The organism is Amaricoccus macauensis (assembly GCF_014201905.1).
In the GTDB taxonomy this organism is placed as follows: Bacteria; Pseudomonadota; Alphaproteobacteria; order Rhodobacterales; family Rhodobacteraceae; genus Amaricoccus; species Amaricoccus macauensis.
The window spans coordinates 105,853-123,799 of the sequence record NZ_JACHFM010000005.1 but is presented as its reverse complement, the minus strand read 5'-3'; the positions used below and the strand labels follow the sequence as shown (position 1 = coordinate 123,799).

At 69.1% G+C, this 17,947-nt stretch carries 14 protein-coding genes; 12 read left to right on the top strand and 2 right to left on the bottom strand.

All coding sequences use genetic code 11. The features are described from left to right. Positions 1-56: 56 nt before the first annotated feature. The 4 genes from HNP73_RS19825 to HNP73_RS19810 all read left to right on the top strand — a co-directional run bounded on the left by HNP73_RS19825 (position 57) and on the right by HNP73_RS19810 (position 7,001). On the top strand, positions 57-1,412 hold the full coding sequence (locus HNP73_RS19825; RefSeq protein WP_184154225.1) for an MFS transporter: 1,356 nt from the start codon (positions 57-59) through the stop codon (positions 1,410-1,412). A 112-nt stretch (positions 1,413-1,524) separates the two neighbouring features. Further along, complete coding sequence (locus HNP73_RS19820) at positions 1,525-3,603, top strand: hydantoinase/oxoprolinase family protein (protein ID WP_184154222.1); 2,079 nt, start codon at positions 1,525-1,527, stop codon at positions 3,601-3,603. Positions 3,604-3,616: 13 nt separating this feature from the next. Next, positions 3,617-5,416 (top strand): hydantoinase B/oxoprolinase family protein, encoded by a 1,800-nt coding sequence (locus HNP73_RS19815; RefSeq protein WP_184154219.1) that lies wholly within the window; start codon positions 3,617-3,619, stop codon positions 5,414-5,416. Positions 5,417-5,534: 118 nt separating this feature from the next. After that, positions 5,535-7,001 carry an NCS1 family transporter gene (locus tag HNP73_RS19810; protein ID WP_184154216.1) on the top strand — a complete coding sequence of 489 codons (1,467 nt, stop codon included), beginning with the start codon at positions 5,535-5,537 and terminating at the stop codon, positions 6,999-7,001. A 39-nt stretch (positions 7,002-7,040) separates the two neighbouring features. On the opposite strand, the gene HNP73_RS19805 is transcribed toward HNP73_RS19810, so the two are convergent. Further along, on the bottom strand, positions 7,041-7,988 hold the full coding sequence (locus HNP73_RS19805) for a GlxA family transcriptional regulator (protein WP_184154213.1): 948 nt from the start codon (positions 7,986-7,988) through the stop codon (positions 7,041-7,043). 80 nt (positions 7,989-8,068) lie between these two features. Between HNP73_RS19805 and HNP73_RS19800 the strand changes: the two genes are divergently transcribed. The 4 genes from HNP73_RS19800 to HNP73_RS19785 all read left to right on the top strand — a co-directional run bounded on the left by HNP73_RS19800 (position 8,069) and on the right by HNP73_RS19785 (position 13,347). Then, complete coding sequence (locus HNP73_RS19800) at positions 8,069-9,184, top strand: DJ-1/PfpI family protein (protein ID WP_184154210.1); 1,116 nt, start codon at positions 8,069-8,071, stop codon at positions 9,182-9,184. A 147-nt stretch (positions 9,185-9,331) separates the two neighbouring features. Next, positions 9,332-10,516 carry a phosphoserine transaminase gene (locus HNP73_RS19795; protein WP_184154207.1) on the top strand — a complete coding sequence of 395 codons (1,185 nt, stop codon included), beginning with the start codon at positions 9,332-9,334 and terminating at the stop codon, positions 10,514-10,516. Positions 10,517-10,584: 68 nt separating this feature from the next. Then, a complete protein-coding gene (gene serA, locus HNP73_RS19790) occupies positions 10,585-12,177 on the top strand; it encodes a phosphoglycerate dehydrogenase (RefSeq protein ID WP_221288896.1) in 1,593 nt (530 codons plus the stop codon). Positions 12,178-12,552: 375 nt separating this feature from the next. Next, a complete protein-coding gene (locus HNP73_RS19785; protein WP_184154201.1) occupies positions 12,553-13,347 on the top strand; it encodes an IclR family transcriptional regulator domain-containing protein in 795 nt (264 codons plus the stop codon). An 89-nt stretch (positions 13,348-13,436) separates the two neighbouring features. On the opposite strand, the gene pip is transcribed toward HNP73_RS19785, so the two are convergent. Further along, positions 13,437-14,432 (bottom strand): prolyl aminopeptidase, encoded by a 996-nt coding sequence (pip, locus tag HNP73_RS19780; RefSeq protein WP_184154198.1) that lies wholly within the window; start codon positions 14,430-14,432, stop codon positions 13,437-13,439. Between the two features lie 48 nt (positions 14,433-14,480). Between pip and ubiG the strand changes: the two genes are divergently transcribed. The 4 genes from ubiG (at position 14,481) to HNP73_RS19760 (ending at position 17,894) form a co-directional block, all read left to right on the top strand. Continuing rightward, positions 14,481-15,230 carry a bifunctional 2-polyprenyl-6-hydroxyphenol methylase/3-demethylubiquinol 3-O-methyltransferase UbiG gene (gene ubiG, locus HNP73_RS19775; RefSeq protein WP_184154195.1) on the top strand — a complete coding sequence of 250 codons (750 nt, stop codon included), beginning with the start codon at positions 14,481-14,483 and terminating at the stop codon, positions 15,228-15,230. An 88-nt stretch (positions 15,231-15,318) separates the two neighbouring features. Beyond that, complete coding sequence (locus HNP73_RS19770) at positions 15,319-15,690, top strand: hypothetical protein (RefSeq protein ID WP_184154192.1); 372 nt, start codon at positions 15,319-15,321, stop codon at positions 15,688-15,690. A 97-nt stretch (positions 15,691-15,787) separates the two neighbouring features. Then, a complete protein-coding gene (locus tag HNP73_RS19765; RefSeq protein WP_184154189.1) occupies positions 15,788-16,306 on the top strand; it encodes a YcnI family copper-binding membrane protein in 519 nt (172 codons plus the stop codon). A 1-nt stretch (position 16,307) separates the two neighbouring features. Beyond that, positions 16,308-17,894, top strand: coding sequence for a CopD family protein (locus HNP73_RS19760; protein ID WP_184154186.1), 1,587 nt, complete (start codon positions 16,308-16,310; stop codon positions 17,892-17,894). Positions 17,895-17,947 lie beyond the last annotated feature (53 nt).

Sequence of the window (17,947 nt, the reverse complement as noted above, 5' to 3'; positions counted from 1 at the left end):
CTTCCTCGAAGCGTCCCCGTCATCGTGGCGCGGGGCACCGACGAAGGAATGCCCCGATGTCACAGCAGACAACTCCGCAGGCCGATCCCGCCACGCTCCGCAAGGTCACCACGGCCGCGGTCGCGGGAACGGTGATCGAGTGGTTCGACTTCGCGATCTACGGCTTCATGGCGCCGATCATCGCGATCACGTTCTTTCCCGAGGGCAACCGCGTGGCGGGTCTTCTCCAGACCTTCGCCATCTTTGCCGTCGCCTTTGCGCTCCGCCCGGTCGGTGGCGCCTATTTCGGCATGATGGGCGACCGGCTCGGCCGCAAGAAGGTGCTGGCGCTGACCGTGCTGCTCATGTCGATCGCCACCGCGGCCATCGGGCTCCTGCCGGACTACCGCACGATCGGCATCTGGGCGCCGATCCTGCTCACCGTCGCCCGCTGCGTGCAGGGCTTCTCGGCGGGGGGCGAATACGCCGGCGCCGTCACCTACGTCATCGAGCATGCCCCGAGCGACCAGCGGTCGCGGCATTCGAGCTGGATGCCGGCGGCGACCTTCGCGTCCTTCGCGTTGGCTGCGCTCATCTCCTGGGTGCTGACAGTCGGCCTCTCGGCTGAGGCGATGAACACCTGGGGCTGGCGCGTGCCCTTCCTGCTCGCCGCACCCCTCGGCCTCGTCGCGCTCTACATCCGCAGCCGGCTCGACGAGAGCCCGCTCTTCCAGGCGGTGCTCGACGGCCCGGCGCCCGCCCATGCCCCGCTTGGCGAGACGCTCCGCGTGCAGTGGATCCCGATGCTGCGGCTCGGCGCCTACATCAGCCTGACGGCGCTCAGCTTCTACATCTTCTCCACCTACATGACGACCTTCCTGCGCACGGTCGTCGGCATGGCTCCGGCCCATGTGCTGATGTCGAACGTGCTGGCGCTGACGATCGCCGCGGGCATGGCCCCGTTCCTCGGCCGGCTTTGCGACCGGATCGGGCGGCGGCCGACGATGATCGCCTCGGCGCTCCTGCTCGGCTGCCTCGCGGTGCCCGCCTATCTCGTCGCCTCGACCGGCACGCTCGCCTCGGCGCTCTCGGCGCAGATCATGCTCGCCCTCGGCGCGGTGACGGCCAACGTGGTGACGGCGGTGCTGCTCTGCGAGGTCTTCCCGACCAAGGTGCGCTACACGGCGTCGGCGGTCACCTACAACGTCGCCTATGCGATCTTCGGCGGCACCGCGCCCTTCGTCGCCACCTGGCTGATCGCCGCGACCGACAACCGGCTGGCACCGGCGCTCTACATCACGATCGTGGCCGGGATCGCCTTCGTGGTGGCGCTGCTCACTCCGGAGACTGCAGGGCGGCCGTTCAAGGCGGCTGATGTGGGCACCCCGGAGGGACGCCGGCCTGCCCCGAACCCGCAGGCGGCGCGCGCGTGAGCAAGTCGGGCCTGAGCAAGTCGGGCCTGAGCAAGTCCGGCCTGAGCAAGTCGGGCCCGACCTGTTCGGGCCTGACCCATTCAAATCGATAACAATCTAGGGAGACACCGCCATGGCAAGGATTGGCGTGGACGTCGGCGGCACGAACACTGACCTGGTGCTCGAATGCGGCAAGGGCGTCTTTTACCACAAGGTTCCGACAACGCTGCGCAACCAGTCGATCGGCGTCGTGGAAGGGGTGATGGCGCTCTGCGCCAAGGCCGGGATCGAGGCCTCGGACGTGGAGACCATCGTCCACGGCACCACCACCGCGACCAACATCACCATCGAGAACAACGGCTCGGAATGCGGGATGCTGACGACGGAGGGCTTCCGCGACATCCTGCACATCGGGCGCCACAAGCGGCCCTTCAACTTCTCGCTCCACTTCGAGGTGCCGTGGCAGAGCCACCCGCTCGTCAAGCGGCGAAACCGCATCGCCATCAGTGAGCGTATCACGCCGCCGACCGGCGATATCGCCGTGCCGCTCGACGAAGACGCAGTGCGCGCGGCCTGCGCGACGTTTCGGCGGCGCGGAATCGACTCGGTGGTGATCGGCTTCATGTTCGCCTTCCTCAACGACGCCCACGAGCGCCGCGCCAGGGAGATCGTGCTGGAGGAGATGCCGGACGCCTACGTGACGCTGTCCTCGGAAGTCGCGAACGTGATGCGCGAGTACGAGCGTTTCTCGACCGCGGCGATGAACTGCTACGTCGGGCCGAAGACCGCGTTCTATCTCAACGATCTCGAATCGCGCCTGCGCAATGCCGGTGTCACCTCGAAGCTTCGCATCATGCAGTCGAACGGTGGTGTCTCGACGGTCGACGCCTGCGCCAGACGGCCGATCCGCATCCTGATGTCCGGCCCGGCCGGTGGTGTCATCGGGGGCGCGTCGGAAGGCGAGATGACCGGCGTCGCGAACGTCATCACCGTGGACATCGGCGGCACGTCCGCCGACATCTCGACGATCCCGGACGGCACCGTGAAGATCATGAACCCGCGCGACACCTACGTGGGCGGGCACCCGGTCCTGACGCCGATGATCGACCTCGTGACGATCGGCGCGGGCGGCGGCTCGGTCGCCTATGTGGACGAGGCGGGCGGCTTCAACGTCGGTCCGCGCTCGGCCGGGTCCGAGCCCGGGCCTGCCTGCTACGGCCGGGGCGGCGTGGAGCCGACCGTGACCGACGCGCAGGTCGTCCTCGGCCGCCTCGACCCGGACATGGCGCTGGGCGGCGACCTCGCGCTCGACGCCGACCTTGCCCGCAAGGCCGTCGAGACGGTGGCAAAGTCCCTCGGCGTCTCGACGATTGACGCCGCACTCGGGATCATCCGGGTGATCAACAACAACATGGCGCTGGCCATCCGGTCGAACTCGGTCGCCCGCGGCCTCGACCCGCGCGACTTCTCGATCATGCCCTTTGGCGGTGCCGGGCCGCTCCATGGCGTGGCGTTGGCCGAGGCGGTCTCGGCGAAGGACGTGATCATTCCCGTCGCGCCGGGCATCACCGCCGCTGTCGGCCTGCTGAAGACCGATCTGCGCTACGAGCACACCGAGGCGGTCATTGTCGAGATCGGCGCGTCGGGAGAGGCGGAGCTTGGCCGGATCAACGCGGCCTGCGCGCTGCTGCGCGAGCGTGCGAAAGCCGAACTCGACGCCGACGGCATCGCCGAGGCCGAGCAGCGCATCGAGATCGTCGCCGAATGCCGCTATCGCGGTCAGGGCTTCGAGCTGCGTGCGGCGATGCCCGAGGGCGCGGTCACGGCGGAGAACAAGGGTCTGGTGGCCGAGAGCTTCCACGCCCAGCACGAACTCGACTACGGCTACGCCTATCCCGAGCAGGAGGTCGAGCTCATCACCCTCCGCGCCATCGGTTCGGCATCGGTCGCGCGCATTGCCATCCCGGAGATTGCCGCCACCGACGGCAGCAGCACCGACCGGGCGCTGATGCTGGTGCGCCCGACCACCTTCGATGACGGCCGCACGCTGGAGACGCCGCGCTATGACCGCCGCAAGCTCTTCGCGGGCGACCGCATCGAGGGGCCGGCGATCCTTGTGCAGCACGACTCGAACACGCTCGTCCCCCCCGGCTACGGCGCCGAGGTTCTCGCGCATGGCAACATCCGCATCCGCCCGCTGGGCATCGCCTGAGGAGGTTGAGACGATGAACCAGATGACCATGAGCAAGCCCGTTCAGAGCAAGTCCCGCATGAAAGTCGACCCGATCACCCTCCAGGTGATCCGCGGCGCCTTCGAGACCATCGCCGAAGAGATGGGCCACGTGCTCTACCGCATGTCCTTCTCGTCGATCATCCGCGAGAGCCAGGACCTCGGCGCCGGGCTCTTCGACACCGATTTCAACACGCTCTGCGAGTCGGAATCGACGCCGATGCACATCGGCTCGATCCCGGGCTACCTGCGCGGCATCGCCGAGACGCTCGAGGATGGCGAGTGGTACGAGGGCGACGTCGTCGTCCACAACCACCCCTACTTCGGGTCGAGCCACACGCCCGATCTCGCGATCGTCGCGCCGGTGTTCGTGAAGGGGCGGCTCGTCGGCTTCGCGGCGAACACCGCCCACCACGTGGACATCGGCGCGGCGACGCCCGGCCTCATCATCGACGTGCCGGATGTCTTCGCCGAGGGGATGCTCTTCGCCGGCACCAAGCTCTACCGCAAGGGCGAGCCGAACCGGGCGATGTGGAACTTCATCCGGCGGAACTCCCGCGCCGCGCAACAACTCGTCGCCGACATAGAGGCACAGGTCGCCTCGGCGCGGCTCGGGGCGAAGCGGTTCGTGGAGCTCATCGAGAAGTACGGCGAGGACAAGGTCTTCGGCGCCGCCGGGCAGCTCATGGACTACTCCGAGCGCCTGATGCGGCAGCGGATCGGCGACATCCCCGATGGCGAATATGTGGCTGAGGGCTGGCTCGACGATGACGGCCGCAATCGCGACCAGCGCCTGAAGGTGAAGGTCACGGTCCGCGTCGAGGGCGATGGCGTCGAGGTGGACCTGACCGGCTCCGCCGACCAGACGCCCACCGCCTACAACGTGCCCTTCGAGGGCTCCACCAAGGTCGCGGCCTACTGCGCCTTCCGCAAGCTCCTGCTGGATGCCGCGACGTCCGACGTCCGGGCACCCTCGAACGAGGGCTCGTTCCGGCCGGTGAAGGTGACGGCACCGCTCGGCTCGATCTTCAACCCGAGGGCTCCCGCCTCGGCGGAAGCGCGCTTTACCCAGTGCAACCGGATGATCGACCTCATCCTGCGCGCGCTCGCGCCGGTCATGCCCGAGCAGGTGATCGCCGGCTCCTCCGCCTCGATCTCGTTTGCGGCCTATTCGGGTGTGCGTCCGTCGGGTGACTACTGGGTGTTTCTCGAGGTGAACGAAGGCGCCTACGGCGGCCGGCCGCGCTCCGACGGGCCGGACTCCATCGACAACCTGATGGCCAACACCCGGAACAACCCGCTCGAAGATCTCGCGATGCACATCCCGATGATCTGCGATCGTTACGAACTGCGCGACGACGTGCCGCCCGGCGCGGGCGAGTTCCGCGGCGGAATCGGCGTGGTGAAGTCGCAGCGGGTGCTGACGTCGGCCTTCATCACCCACGAGTCCGAGCGCCACACCGACGCGCCGTGGGGTGCTTTCGGCGGTCAGGATGGCACGGTCGGCAAGTGCCTGATCTACAATGCCGCCCGTCCCGACGAGGCGCGCGAGATGCCCTCGAAGTTCTCCGGGCTCGCGGTCGAGGCGAACGACGTGATGGCGTACTACAGCCCGAACGGCGGCGGCTACGGCTCGCCGTTGAAGCGCCCGGCCCGCAAGGTGCTGGAGGACGTGCTCGACGGCTTCTGCACCGTCGAACACGCCCGCGCCGCCTACGGGGTCGTCGTCGATCTCGACGCGGAGACGGTGGACATTCCCGCCACCGAAGCGCTCCGCACCCGCATGGGTGGATGAGGCCCGAGGCCGCCGGTTCCGCCGGCGGCCCTTTTCTTCATGACGTAACCCCGTTTTCCGCCTCCGTCCTGGCTGCGGTCCGCAGCCGGCCGGTTGCTGCGGCCAGAAGGACCAGCCCATGACCGTCACCTCCGAGGGCTCCCTCGCGCCCGACCGCAATCCCCTGATCGAGGAGTCGATCCTGCCGACCAGCCTCGACCAGCGCCCGATCGGCGCCTGGGGCTACGCCTGGATCTGGGTCGGCATCGCCGTCATCATCGCCACCTACTCGCTCGGCGCCACCGGCGCAGGGGGCGGCATTGCCCTCACGGACATCATCCTCACGATCTTTCTCGCCAACCTCGCGCTCGGCGTCTTCATGCTGCTCACCGCCGACATCGGCACCGAGCACGGCCTGCCGTTCGCGGTCTACCTCCGGGCGCCCTTCGGCATCCACGGCACGCACCTGCCGTCGTTGTCGCGCGGTCTCGTCGCGGCCATGTGGTTCGGGATCCAGACCTATCTCGGCGCCATCGCCCTGAACGGCATCGGCTCCTACTTCCTCGGCATCGACAACTGGGTGATCTGGTACGTGCTCTTCGCCGCGGTGCAGATCATCAACACCGCCGCCGGCATCAAGGCGGTGGAAAAGCTCGCCGCCCTCGCCGCTCCGGCGATCATCGCCATCTCGGTCTGGATGTACTACGCGCTCGACGGCATCGCCGAGGTGAAGGGCATCAACATCTGGACGTTCCGGGCGACGGGCGAGATGAGCCTGCTCGTGCTCTTCGTCGCCAACCTCGGCTTCTGGTCGACCATGGCGATCGACATCCCCAACCTCACCCGCTTCGTGAAGACGACGCCCGGCGCCCGAAGCTTCGTCACCCGCAACCGCACGATCTTCGCGGGCCAACTCATCGCGCTGCCGGTGACGCAGGCGGTCATTGCCGGGATCGGCGCGGTGTCGTGGATCGCCACCGGCAACTGGAACCCGATCGAGGTCATTCAGGCCGACGCCCACGGGCTCGCGTTGCTCGCGCTCCTCGCCCTCGTCGTCCTCGCCCAGTGGTCCACCAACAACTCGGCCAACCTGATCCCGGCGGCGCTCACCTTCGTCAACGCCGCGCCGCGTCTCGTCGATTACCGGATCGGCGTGGCGCTGGCCGGCGTCGTCGGGACGCTCTGCTTCCCGTGGGCGATCCTCGACAACCTGTTCGCCTTCCTCGGCTACTACGGCGCGTTCCTCTCGGCGATCGGCGGCATCATGGTCGCGGACTACTACCTGGTCCGCCGCCGCCGCCTCAACGTGCCGGATCTCTACCGCGTCAACGGCCAGTTCCGTTACGCCGGCGGCTTCAACGTCGCCGGCCTCGGCGCATGGCTCGTCGCCGGTGGTGTCGCGGCGTTGCAGCCGCAGTACGCCGTCCTGATCGGCTTTCCACTCGGCCTCGTGCTCTACACGGCGCTGATGCGGGCGTTCGTGCTCCGCGCGCACCCGCAGGCGGAAATCACCAGCGGCTTCTCAGACGCATTCCTCGCCACCTCGCGCGGCACAAGCTGGTCGATCGCGGGCGCCGGCACCCGCCACGAGCGCGAGGACCTCTGAGCCACCCGCAAGACCAACGCCCGCCGGAAAGGCGGGCGTTCAGTCCTTCGCTGCTCGCCTGAGTGCCTGCGGCGGCTGTCCGAGCGCGCGCAGGAAGGCGCGGCGCATGTGGTCGGCATCGCTGAAGCCGTGGTCAGTCGCGATCTTCCCGAAGGGGCGCGCCGTCCCTTCCACGGCGGCGCGTGCGGTCTCGATGCGCAGGCGCTCGATCGCCCTTGCCGGCGTCGTGCCGGTCTCGGCGGCGAAGGCACGGGCGAAGTTGCGCGGGCTCATTGCCACCTCCGCCGCCAGCCGCTCGACTGTCAGCCGTTCGCCGAGGTGGTCGCGGATCCAGTCGGCGAGCTCGGCGAATCGGCCGCTCGCGCCGCCAATGTCGGGCAATGCCGAGAACTGCGACTGCCCGCCCGCCCGGCGCTGGTGCACGACAAGCTGCCGGGCGACGCAGCGGGCGAGCGCTGGCCCGAGGTCGGCCTCGATCATCGCAAGCGCGAGGTCGATGCCGGCGGTGATGCCCGCCGACGTCCAGACGTAGCCGTCGCGCACGAAGATGCGATCCGGCTCGACGCGGACGGTCGGATACTCCCGGGCGAAGCGGTCGGTGCTGTCCCAGTGGGTTGTCGCCCGCCGCCCGTCGAGGAGTCCCGCAGCCGCGAGCAGGAAGGCGCCCGAGCAGACGCTCGCCACGCGCTGGGCGGGGGTCCGGCGCAGCCACGCGACGATCTCTCGCACGGCATCGGGTGCCCGGACGATCTCGCCCCCGGCGACCATGACGGTATCCGGCACCACCGCGCCCAGCGGCTCTGCCGCCATCCGGGCGCCGCCCGAGCTTTCCACCAGACCGTTGGTCAGCCCCGAGGCAGGACAGAGCAGGGCAAGCTCGTAGCTCCCGGGGGCGAAGCGGCCCGCGATCTCGAAGACCGCCATCGGCCCCGATGCGTCGAGGAGCTGGAAGCCCGGGTGCAGCACGATCGCGACAGTGCAGGCCATTGGCAGCTTTCGCCGGTTCTATGTCATTCCTGCCGGAAGATAGCGGCGTATCATAGTCGGGCAAATCGTCGGGGGCGATCATGCGCGCCGTCGCCAGCCTTGCCGTGTTTCTCGTACTCGCCGCCGTCGCCGGGGCAGGGTGGTTCCTCAGCCTGCCGCCGCGCATCGGGCATCCGGCGCCGGCGGCGATCAGCGACGAGGAGCGGCGCGCGACCCTCGCGGCGATGCGACCGAAGCGCGAGCGGCCGATGATAGCCGTCATCGGCATCAACGACGCGACCGAGGTCACCGACTACCTGATGCCCTACGGCATCCTGAAGCGGGCGGGCGTGGCGAACGTGGTGGCGCTCGCCACTGGCCCGGGGCCGGTCCGGCTCTACCCCGCGCTGGCGGTCGAGCCGGACATGACCACGGCGGCGTTCGACACGGCCCATCCGGCGGGTGCCGACTACGTCGTGGTGCCCGCCATGTCACGCGACGACGATCCGGCGGCGATCGCGTGGATCCGCGCGCAGGCGGCGAAGGGGGCGTTCATCGTCGGTGTCTGTGCCGGTGCGAAGGTTGTCGCCAGCGCGGGATTGCTCGAAGGCGGACGCGGCACGACCCACTGGTATTATCGCCGCGCGGTGGAGCGGATCGAGCCGACGCTGGCATGGGTGCCGGACCGCCGGTTCGTCGTCGATGCCCGGGTGGCGACGACGACCGGGATCACCGCGTCTGCGCCGATGATGCTGACGCTCGTCGAGGCGATCGCCGGCCGTGAGAAGGCTGCGGAGGTCGCCGCGCGCCTCGGCGTCAGCATCTGGGACGCGCGGCACGGGAGCGCGGCCTTCACCCTCAGCCGCCCCTTCGCGACCACGGCCCTCGCGAATCGCTTCGCGGTCTGGCGCCACGAGACGCTGGTGCTGCCGGTCAGCGATGGGGTCGATGAGGTCTCGCTGGCGCTCGTCGCCGATGCATGGTCGCGAAGCTGGCGGACGCGTGTCGTGACAGTCGCGCCGGGCCGCGTCACGACACGCGGCGGACTGCGGCTGCACCCCGACGTGGCGGAGGCGTCGGGCGAGGCACTGCCCGCCGCTGGCAACGAGCCCCCGCTGCGCCTGCTGGACGCGACGCTCGCGGCTATTTCGGCGAGGCTCGGCCCGGAAACGGCCGCGTTCGTGGCCGATCAGCTCGAATACCCCGCCGACATGTGAGCCTAATGTCGCATCGACGGACGCCGGCGGGACGCAACAAGCCTCTTCACAGAGACCGCGGAATCGCATATTCGGGCCGCGGGCGTGTCCCCGGTAAGGGCGAGCGGGGCGCACTCAGGAACATCGCCCTGACGACGGAGCCGGTTCATGACCGATGCCCCCGAAACCGCGACTCTCGCGGCCCCGAAGCCATCCCTGAAGCCTGCACGTCCCGAGTTCTCCTCGGGCCCCTGCGCCAAGCGCCCGGGCTGGACCGCCGAAGCGGTCGCCGCGCGCGCATTCCTCGGACGCTCGCATCGCGCGGCGAAGCCGAAGGCGCAGCTGAAGGACGCCATCGAGCGCACCGCGCGTGTCCTCGGCGTGCCCGCGGACTACCGCGTCGGCATCGTCCCGGCCTCCGACACCGGCGCCTTCGAGATGGCCATGTGGTCGATGCTGGGCGCGCGCCCGGTCGACATGCTGGTCTGGGAGAGCTTCGGACAGGGCTGGGCGACTGACGCGACGAAGCAGCTGAAGCTCGATGACTGCCGCATCGTGAGCGCCGGCTACGGCGAACTTCCCGATCTGGCGCAGGCCCGCAAGGACGCCGACGTCTGCTTCACCTGGAACGGCACCACCAGCGGCGCCCGCGTGGCGAACGGCGACTGGATCGCCGACGACCGCACCGGCCTCACCCTCTGCGATGCGACCTCGGCCGCCTTCGCGCAGGACCTGCCCTGGGACAAGCTCGACGTCACCACCTTCTCCTGGCAGAAGGCGATGGGCGGCGAGGGCGCGCACGGCATCCTGATCCTCAGCCCCCGCGCGGTCGAGCGGCTCGAAACCTACACCCCGCCGCGCCCGCTGCCGAAGATCTTCCGGCTGACCAAGGGCGGCAAGCTCATCGAGGGCATCTTCGCCGGCGAGACCATCAACACGCCGTCGATGCTCTGCGTCGCGGACGCCATCGACGCGCTCGACTGGATGGAAGCGATCGGCGGGCTCGACGCGACGCGCGCCCGGGCGGATGCGAACTTCGCCGCGGTGCAGGCGTGGGTGGATACGACGCCCTGGGTCGAGAACCTGGTGGCCGCCCCGGCCGCCCGGTCGAACACCTCCGTGTGCCTGTCGATCGTCGATCCGGCGATCGCCGGCCTCGACGAGGCGGCGCAGCGCGATTTCGTCAAGGCGCTGACCAAGCTCCTCGAGGGCGAGGGCGTGGCCTACGACATCGGCGGCTACCGCGACGCGCCTCCGGGTCTGCGCATCTGGTGCGGCACCACGGTCGACACGTCCGACGTCAAGGCGCTGCTGCCCTGGCTCGACTGGGCCTTCGCGACCGCCCGCGCCTGATCTCTTCCGAAGAATTTCCCCCCTTCAACGACGGGCCAATGGTGCCCGTCGATCCCGGAGTCATATCCATGCCCAAGGTTCTCATCTCCGACGAGCTTTCAGCCGCCGCCGTCCAGATCTTCAAGGATCGGGGCGTCGAGGTCGATTTTCAGCCGAAGCTCGGCAAGGATCCGGCGAAGCTCGCCGAGATCATCGACAACTATGACGGCATCGCCATTCGCTCGGCGACCAAGCTGACTGCCGAAATCCTCTCCAAGACCAGCAACCTGCGCGTCATCGGCCGCGCCGGCGTCGGGGTCGACAACGTCGATCTGCCGAGCGCGTCGGCCAAGGGCATCGTGGTGATGAACACGCCCTTCGGCAACTCGATCACCACCGCCGAACACGCGATCGCGATGATGTTCGCCTGCGCCCGCCAGATCCCCGCCGCCGATGCCTCGACGCAGGCCGGGAAGTGGGAGAAGTCGAAGTTCATGGGCACCGAGCTCACCGGCAAGACCCTCGGCGTCGTTGGTTGCGGCAACATCGGCTCGGTCGTCGCGTCCCGCGCCATCGGCCTCAGGATGAAGGTGATCGCTTACGATCCGTTCCTGTCCCACGACCGTGCGCAGGCGCTCGGCGTCGAGCGGATCGACGATGTGGAGGACCTGCTCCGCCGCGCCGACATCGTGACGCTGCACCTGCCGAAGACCGAAAAGACCGCGAACATCATCTCTGCCGAGCGCGTGGCGATGATGAAGCGCGGCGCGCGGCTCATCAACTGCGCCCGCGACGGCCTCGCCGACGAGGCCGCCGTCGCCGAGGCGCTGAAGTCCGGTCATCTCGCGGGCGCCGCCTTCGACGTCTTCTCGGTCGAGCCCGCGAAGGAGAACGTGCTCTTCGGCTGCCCCAACGTGGTCTGCACCCCGCACCTCGGCGCGGCGACGAACGAGGCGCAGGAGAACGTTGCCCTGCAGGTCGCTGAACAGATGTCGGACTACCTGATGGCGGGCGCGATCTCGAACGCGATCAACGCGCCCTCGGTCACCGCCGAGGAAGCGCCGATCCTCAAGCCGTGGATCAACCTCGCCGAGATGCTCGGCAGCTTCGCGGGCCAGGTCACCGACAGTCCGATCACCGACATCGAGATCGAGTACGTCGGCGAGGTCGGCCAGCTGAACCTGAAGCCGCTGACCGCCGCCCTGACCGCCGGCCTCCTGAAGCCGCTGGTCGGCGAGGGCGGCGTCAACATGGTCTCCGCTCCGGTCGTCGCCCGGGAGCGCGGCGTGAAGATCGCCGAGACCCGCAAGGATGCTCAGGGCGCCTTCGGTTCCTATGTCCGGCTCATCGTCACCACCGAGAAGATGACACGCTCCGTCGCCGGTACGATCTACTCGGACGGCAAGCCGCGGTTCATCCAGATCAAGGGGATCAACCTCGAAGCCGAGCCGATGAAGTTCATGATCTACACCACGAACACCGATACGCCGGGCTACATCGGCGCGCTCGGCACCAAGCTCGGCTCGCTCGACATCAACATCGCCACTTTCGCGCTTGGCCGCGACCAGAAGAGCGGCGAGGCGATTGCGCTCCTCGGGGTCGACGATTTCGTCGGAGCCGAGGCGCTGGCCGAAATCGCCGAACTGCCGCAGGTCCGCCAGGCCAAGGCCCTGCGGTTCTGACACCTCACGGTCCGGCCGGACGAACTGTCCGGCCGGCCCATCCTTTCCCGGTTACGGCGCCCGAAGTGTATGGTATTGCTGATACCGACGGCGCGCCGGGCGGGACTCCCGCTCAGACAGATTCGCGTGAGCTCACGGGGTCGATCGCAATCGCCGGTGCGACATGTGATACTAGTCGGAATACGCCTGCTCTTGTCGTGCAACGAGCGCAGGACGAGACATAAGAAGAACTCGACCTCCCGCCCGACTTCCGGCAGGTTTCGCTTTGGGTCGTCCGGGTTACAATTTGCGCGTGCCCTGAGAAGATTGGAGGCGTCAGGCTGGACTAGCGTCAGGATTTCGCTAATTCCCGGAGCCGGATAGCGAGAGGGCGTTGTGAGCGGTCTAAAGAGATACACGCTGATCCTGCGCCTCTTCGATGAGGAGCAGCGGTCACTGACTGTCCCCGAGATGGCCGAGATCACCGGCTCTCCGGCAAGTTCGGTCTACCGTCACGTTCGGGAACTGCTCGCGGAGGGCTTTCTCGAAAGCACCGTCGATTCGCGCTACCGCCTCGGGCCGATCTTCATCGACTTCTCCCGGCGGGTGCGCATCACCGATCCGCTGCTGCGGGCGGGCGTGTCACTGATCGAAGGGCTGGTCGAACAGGTCCGGTTGCCCTGCAACGCGCTTCTCTGCCGGCTCTATGGCGATCAGGTGATGTGTGTCGCCCTGTGCAAGTCGCCCGAGGCGCAGTTCGTGACGAGCTACCAGTACGGACGGCCGATGCCGCTGCTCTCGGGCGCGACATCGACGACCGTGCTTGCCCGGATGCCGGCGCGGGCGCTGAACAAGCTCCTCGACAACGTCGGCGCCACCGATCAGCACCGTGCCGACCTCGCGCGCTCGCTCGAGCAGATCCGCCGGCAGGGCTATGGGGTGATGGACGGTGACGTCGACGATGGCCTGAGAGGCATCGCAGCCGGGATCCACAGCAAGGAACTCGGCATCAACGCGAGCATCAGCCTGATCGGCGAAGCCGCGACGCTGACGCCCGAGTACCAGAATCGGGTCCTGCCGCTCCTGCTGTCCACCGCATCGGTCATCAATGGCCTGCTCGAGGAACAGGCGGGAGTCGTCCGCGAGCGCAAGCGGGCCCGGATCGAAGGTCGGGCACAGATCGAGACCTGAGCGGGAACGCCGGCCTTCGCCTCGCGAAAAGACCCGCCCGAATCATTCACCCGCGCGCCAGCCGACGCTTGCCCTTCGGGAGGCGCGCTTCAGCTCGCGGCGCGTGGCGTGGGGTGCCGCAGGCGGTCCATCTCGGCGACAAGCTCGGCGCTGATGCCGGGCTCCGAGAGCGCGTGGCCCGCGGTCGGGATCATGCAGAGGGTTGACGCAGGCCATGCCCGGTGCAGCGCATTGGCGGTATGCGGCGGGCAGATCATGTCGTAGCGCCCCTGCACGATATGGCCCGGGATATGGGCGATTCGGTGCATGTTGCGCTGAATGTGCCCGTCACCGTCGAGCCAACCGGCGTGGGTGAAATAGTGATTCTCCAGCCGCGCGAACGCAAGCGAGTAGGAGGACGACGGATAGCCACGCGGTTCGCCCGGATCGAGCACGGCAAGCGAGCTTTCCCATCCGGCCCAGGCGCGCGCGAAGCGGTCCTGCTCCCTGCGATCGGTTCCGAAGAGCCGCTTGTGGTAGGCCGCAATCAGGTCGTGCCGCTCATCCGGCGGCACCATCCCGGAAAAAGCCGCCCACTGCTCCGGCCAGAACGCGCCAGCGCCTCCGGCATAGAACCAGTCGAGTTCGGCCCGCGTCATGGTGAAGACCCCGCGGAGCACCAGCGACTCGACCCGCTCCGGGTGTGTCTGGGCGTAGACGAGGGCGAGACAGGCGCCCCACGAGCCGCCGAACACCACCCAGCGGTCGATCTTGAGCTCGGTGCGGATCCGCTCGATGTCAGCCACCAGATCCCAGGTGGTGTTCGACTCGACCGAGGCATTCGGCGACGAGCGACCGCAGCCGCGCTGGTCGAAGAGCACGATGCGGTAGTGTTTCGGGTCGAAGAATCGCCGCATTCCGGGCGAGCAGCCGCCGCCGGGGCCGCCGTGCAGGACCACCACCGGCGCGCCGTCGGGGCGGCCGCACTGCTCCACATAGACGCGGTGGCCGCCGGGCATTTCCATCACCTGCTGGCGGAACGGCTCTATTGGCGGATAGAGTCCGCTCCGGGACGACGGTCCAGCCTGGGTGAGGTTTTCCTTCATGCCGCCAGTATGTATCCCGGGCATGAACAGGACAAGCAGGTTCCCGCGATGAGTGACTGGACGGACACGGTCGATCCCGCCGAGGTTGCCAAGTTCGAGGCGATGGCGGCGGAGTGGTGGGACCCCCACGGCAAGTTCAAGCCGCTGCACATGATGAACCCCTGCCGGCTGGAGTACGTCGTCGCCCAGGTGGCGGCCGAGTTCGGCCGCGACCGCCGCGCGCCGCGGCCGTTCGAGGGCTTGCGGGTGCTCGACATCGGCTGTGGCGGCGGGCTGCTCTCCGAGCCCATGGCGCGGCTGGGCGCGGACGTCGTGGGGGTGGATGCCGCCGAGCGGAACATCCCGGTGGCGCGGCTCCACGCCGAGCAGTCGGGCCTCGCGATCGACTACCGCCACGGCACCGCGGAGGCGCTCGCCGAGGCGGGCGAGGCCTTCGACGTGGTGCTCAACATGGAAGTGGTGGAGCATGTGGCTGATCCGGCGGGGTATCTCCGGGCCTGCCACGATTTGCTGCGGCCGGGTGGCCTGATGATCTGCTCGACGATCAACCGCAACCCCAAGAGCTGGCTCATGGCGATCGTCGGGGCCGAGCGGGTGATGCGCTGGCTGCCGGTCGGCACGCACGACTGGCAGAAGTTCATCACCCCGGCCGAGCTCGAGACACTGCTGCGCGGTGCCGGGCTGGCGCCGGTCGATGCCAAGGGCTTCGTCTTCGATCCGCTCGGCTGGAGCTGGTCGCTGTCGGACCGCGATCTCTCGGTCAACTACGTGACCGCGAGCCTGCGACCCGGAGGCTGATCCGCGCGGCGCGCAGGCGGACGAAGCGGCGCAGCCTGTGCCTGGGGTGATTGACACCGCCAGCCGAAACGAGCATCGCGGAACCGTGATGAGCGTGGAACTCCACAGGCGGCTGGCGGTACTGCTGACGGGGCTTTTTGCCCTCGCAATCGTTGCCGCCCCGACGCTTCAGGCCCGGGCTCACATCGAGCGGGCGGCCTTTGCCGCCAACTACGCCATGCCGGACGGCACGTTGCCGACGATCTGCGGCGGCCATGACGAGCCGGTTGACCAGCGCGGACACCATACGCCGGACTGTTCGGCTTGTGTCCTCATGGCGTCGCCGGCGCTTTCGGACCATTCGTCCTTCGTCGCCCGCCGGCTCGAAGCGCCGGGCTCTGCCCGATTCGTCCTCGACGTGGTTGCGAGCGGACAGCCGATCGCATGGGCGCCGCACCGCGCGCGCGCCCCGCCCGCTTAAGTCCATCGCCTGATCGAGCCGCTGTCCGCGAGCGCGGACGGCACGGACGGATTCGCGGCGCAGGTGCGCGCGCGGCCAAGCGAAAGATGGAAATCCCATGTCGAAGATGATCATTGCTGCGGCCCTTGCCGTCGGCGTTGCCGGTGTTGCGCAGGCGCACGTCTCGTTCGAAACGAAGGAGGCGCCCGTTGGCGCCAGCTACAAGGCGGTGCTCCGGGTGCCGCACGGCTGCGAGGGCGAGCCCACGCTCAAGGTGCGGGTGCAGATCCCGGAGGGCCTGATCGCCGTGAAGCCCATGCCGAAGGCCGGCTGGACCCTCGAGACGGTGAAGGGCAAGTACGCCAAGACCTATGACTACCACGGCACGCCGACGGCCGAGGGGGTGACCGAAGTCATCTGGACCGGCGAGTTGCCCGATGCGTTCTACGACGAGTTCGTGTTCCGCGGCATGCTGACGGACAGCCTCGCGCCCGGCACCGACCTCTACGTTCCGGTCGTCCAGGAGTGTGCCAACGGCACCGAGCGCTGGATCGAGATCCCGGCCGCCGGCCAGGATCCCGACAGCCTCGAATACCCGGCGCCGGGTCTGAAGCTGCTGCCCGCCGTCGGCGGCTGACGTGCCCCTGCCACTTCTGGCGCTCCTCTGTCTGGTCGCGGCCCTCCTTTCCGGGGGCCGCGCCGAAGCCCACGCCCAGCTGGTCGCCGCCGACCCGGCCGCGTCCGCCGTCGTCGCGGAAGCGCCGGCCGCGGTGACGCTGAGCTTCAGCGAGCCGGTGCGACCGCTCGTCGCGCGGTGGTTCCCCTCGGGCGGCGGCGCGCCGATCGACGTGACGCCGCGGCCCGAAGGCGCGCAGGTCATCGTGCCGCTGCCCGGCGGCATCAGCTCGGGAACCAACGTCCTGAGCTGGCGGGTGGTCTCGGCGGACGGCCACCCGGTCGGGGGCAGCCACGTCTTTTCCATCGGGGAAGCGACGGCGGGGGGTGCCGCCGCGGGGCTGTCGACCGGCGCTTCCGCGCGGGAAGCCGCGCTCGGCCGCGGTATCCTGACCCTCGCGCTGGTCCTCGGAACCGGGGGAGCGGTCTTCCTGCGCATCATCGACCGATCGGGCGCACCCTCGCCCGCCGCGACGCGACTGGCGCTTTGCGCTGCCGCCGCCTCACCGCCGCTCGCCCTTCTGGCGCTGGGCCTGCAAGGCCTCGACATCCTCGACCTGCCCGCGGCAGCCCTCTTCAGCGCGCAGGCATGGAGCGCGGCGATGGCGAGCCCCTTTGCCGGCACTGCCGCGCTCGCAGCCCTTGCCGGGGTGTCGGCCATCGTCGCGCTTCGCGCCGGCGGGGCCGTCGGGCAGGGGGTCGCGCTGGTCGCCTGGGGACTCGCGGCAACCTCGTTCGCGCTCTTCGGGCACGCGGCCACCGCGCCGCCGCGCTGGCTGACGGCGACATGCGTGGCGGTTCACGCCGCTGCCTTCATCTTCTGGATCGGCGCGCTGCCCGGGCTCGCCGGTGCGGCCGCGCGCCGGGACACCGGCCTCTCCCGGACGCTCCACCGGTTTTCGGCGTTTGCCGTGCCGCTGGTCGCGCTGCTCGTCCTGAGCGGGTCGGCGCTCGCCGTGGTGCAGGTGCGTCATCTGTCGGCGCTCATCGACACGGCCTACGGGCGGCTTCTGACGGTCAAGCTGGTCGCGGTGGCGCTGCTCCTGCTGCTCGCCGTACTCAACCGGTTCCGGCTGACCCCGGGGATTGCCCGGGGTGACCGCGACGCGCCCGCGCGGTTCCGCCGCTCGGTCGTCGCGGAGATCGTGCTCGGGCTCCTCATCCTCGCGCTCGCCAGCGGCTTCCGGCTGACCCCGCCACCGCGGGCGCTCGCGGCCGTGCCCACGCAGGCCACCGTCCATCTGCACGGCCCGACCGTCATGGCCGCCCTGACGCTCACGCCCGGGCGGGCCGGGCCGAATGCGGTCGAGATCGGCATCGTCTCGACCGACGGCGCTCCGCTCGACCCGCTCGAGGTGCGGATCAGTGTCGCCGACCCGGCCCGGGGCCTTGAGCCCATCCGCGTCAAGGCGGTCCGGGAGGGTGAAGTCTGGAAGGCCGGGCCGATCCTCTTGCCCTACGCCGGCGACTGGACCATCCGGCTCGACGTCCTCGTCAGCGACTTCGAGAAGGCGACGCTGGAGGCAACGGCGACCGTGGCCAGCCCCTAAATGGGCGGGGCCCGCGAGACGGCAGGGCCCCGAGACGGCGGGGTCTGTGAGCA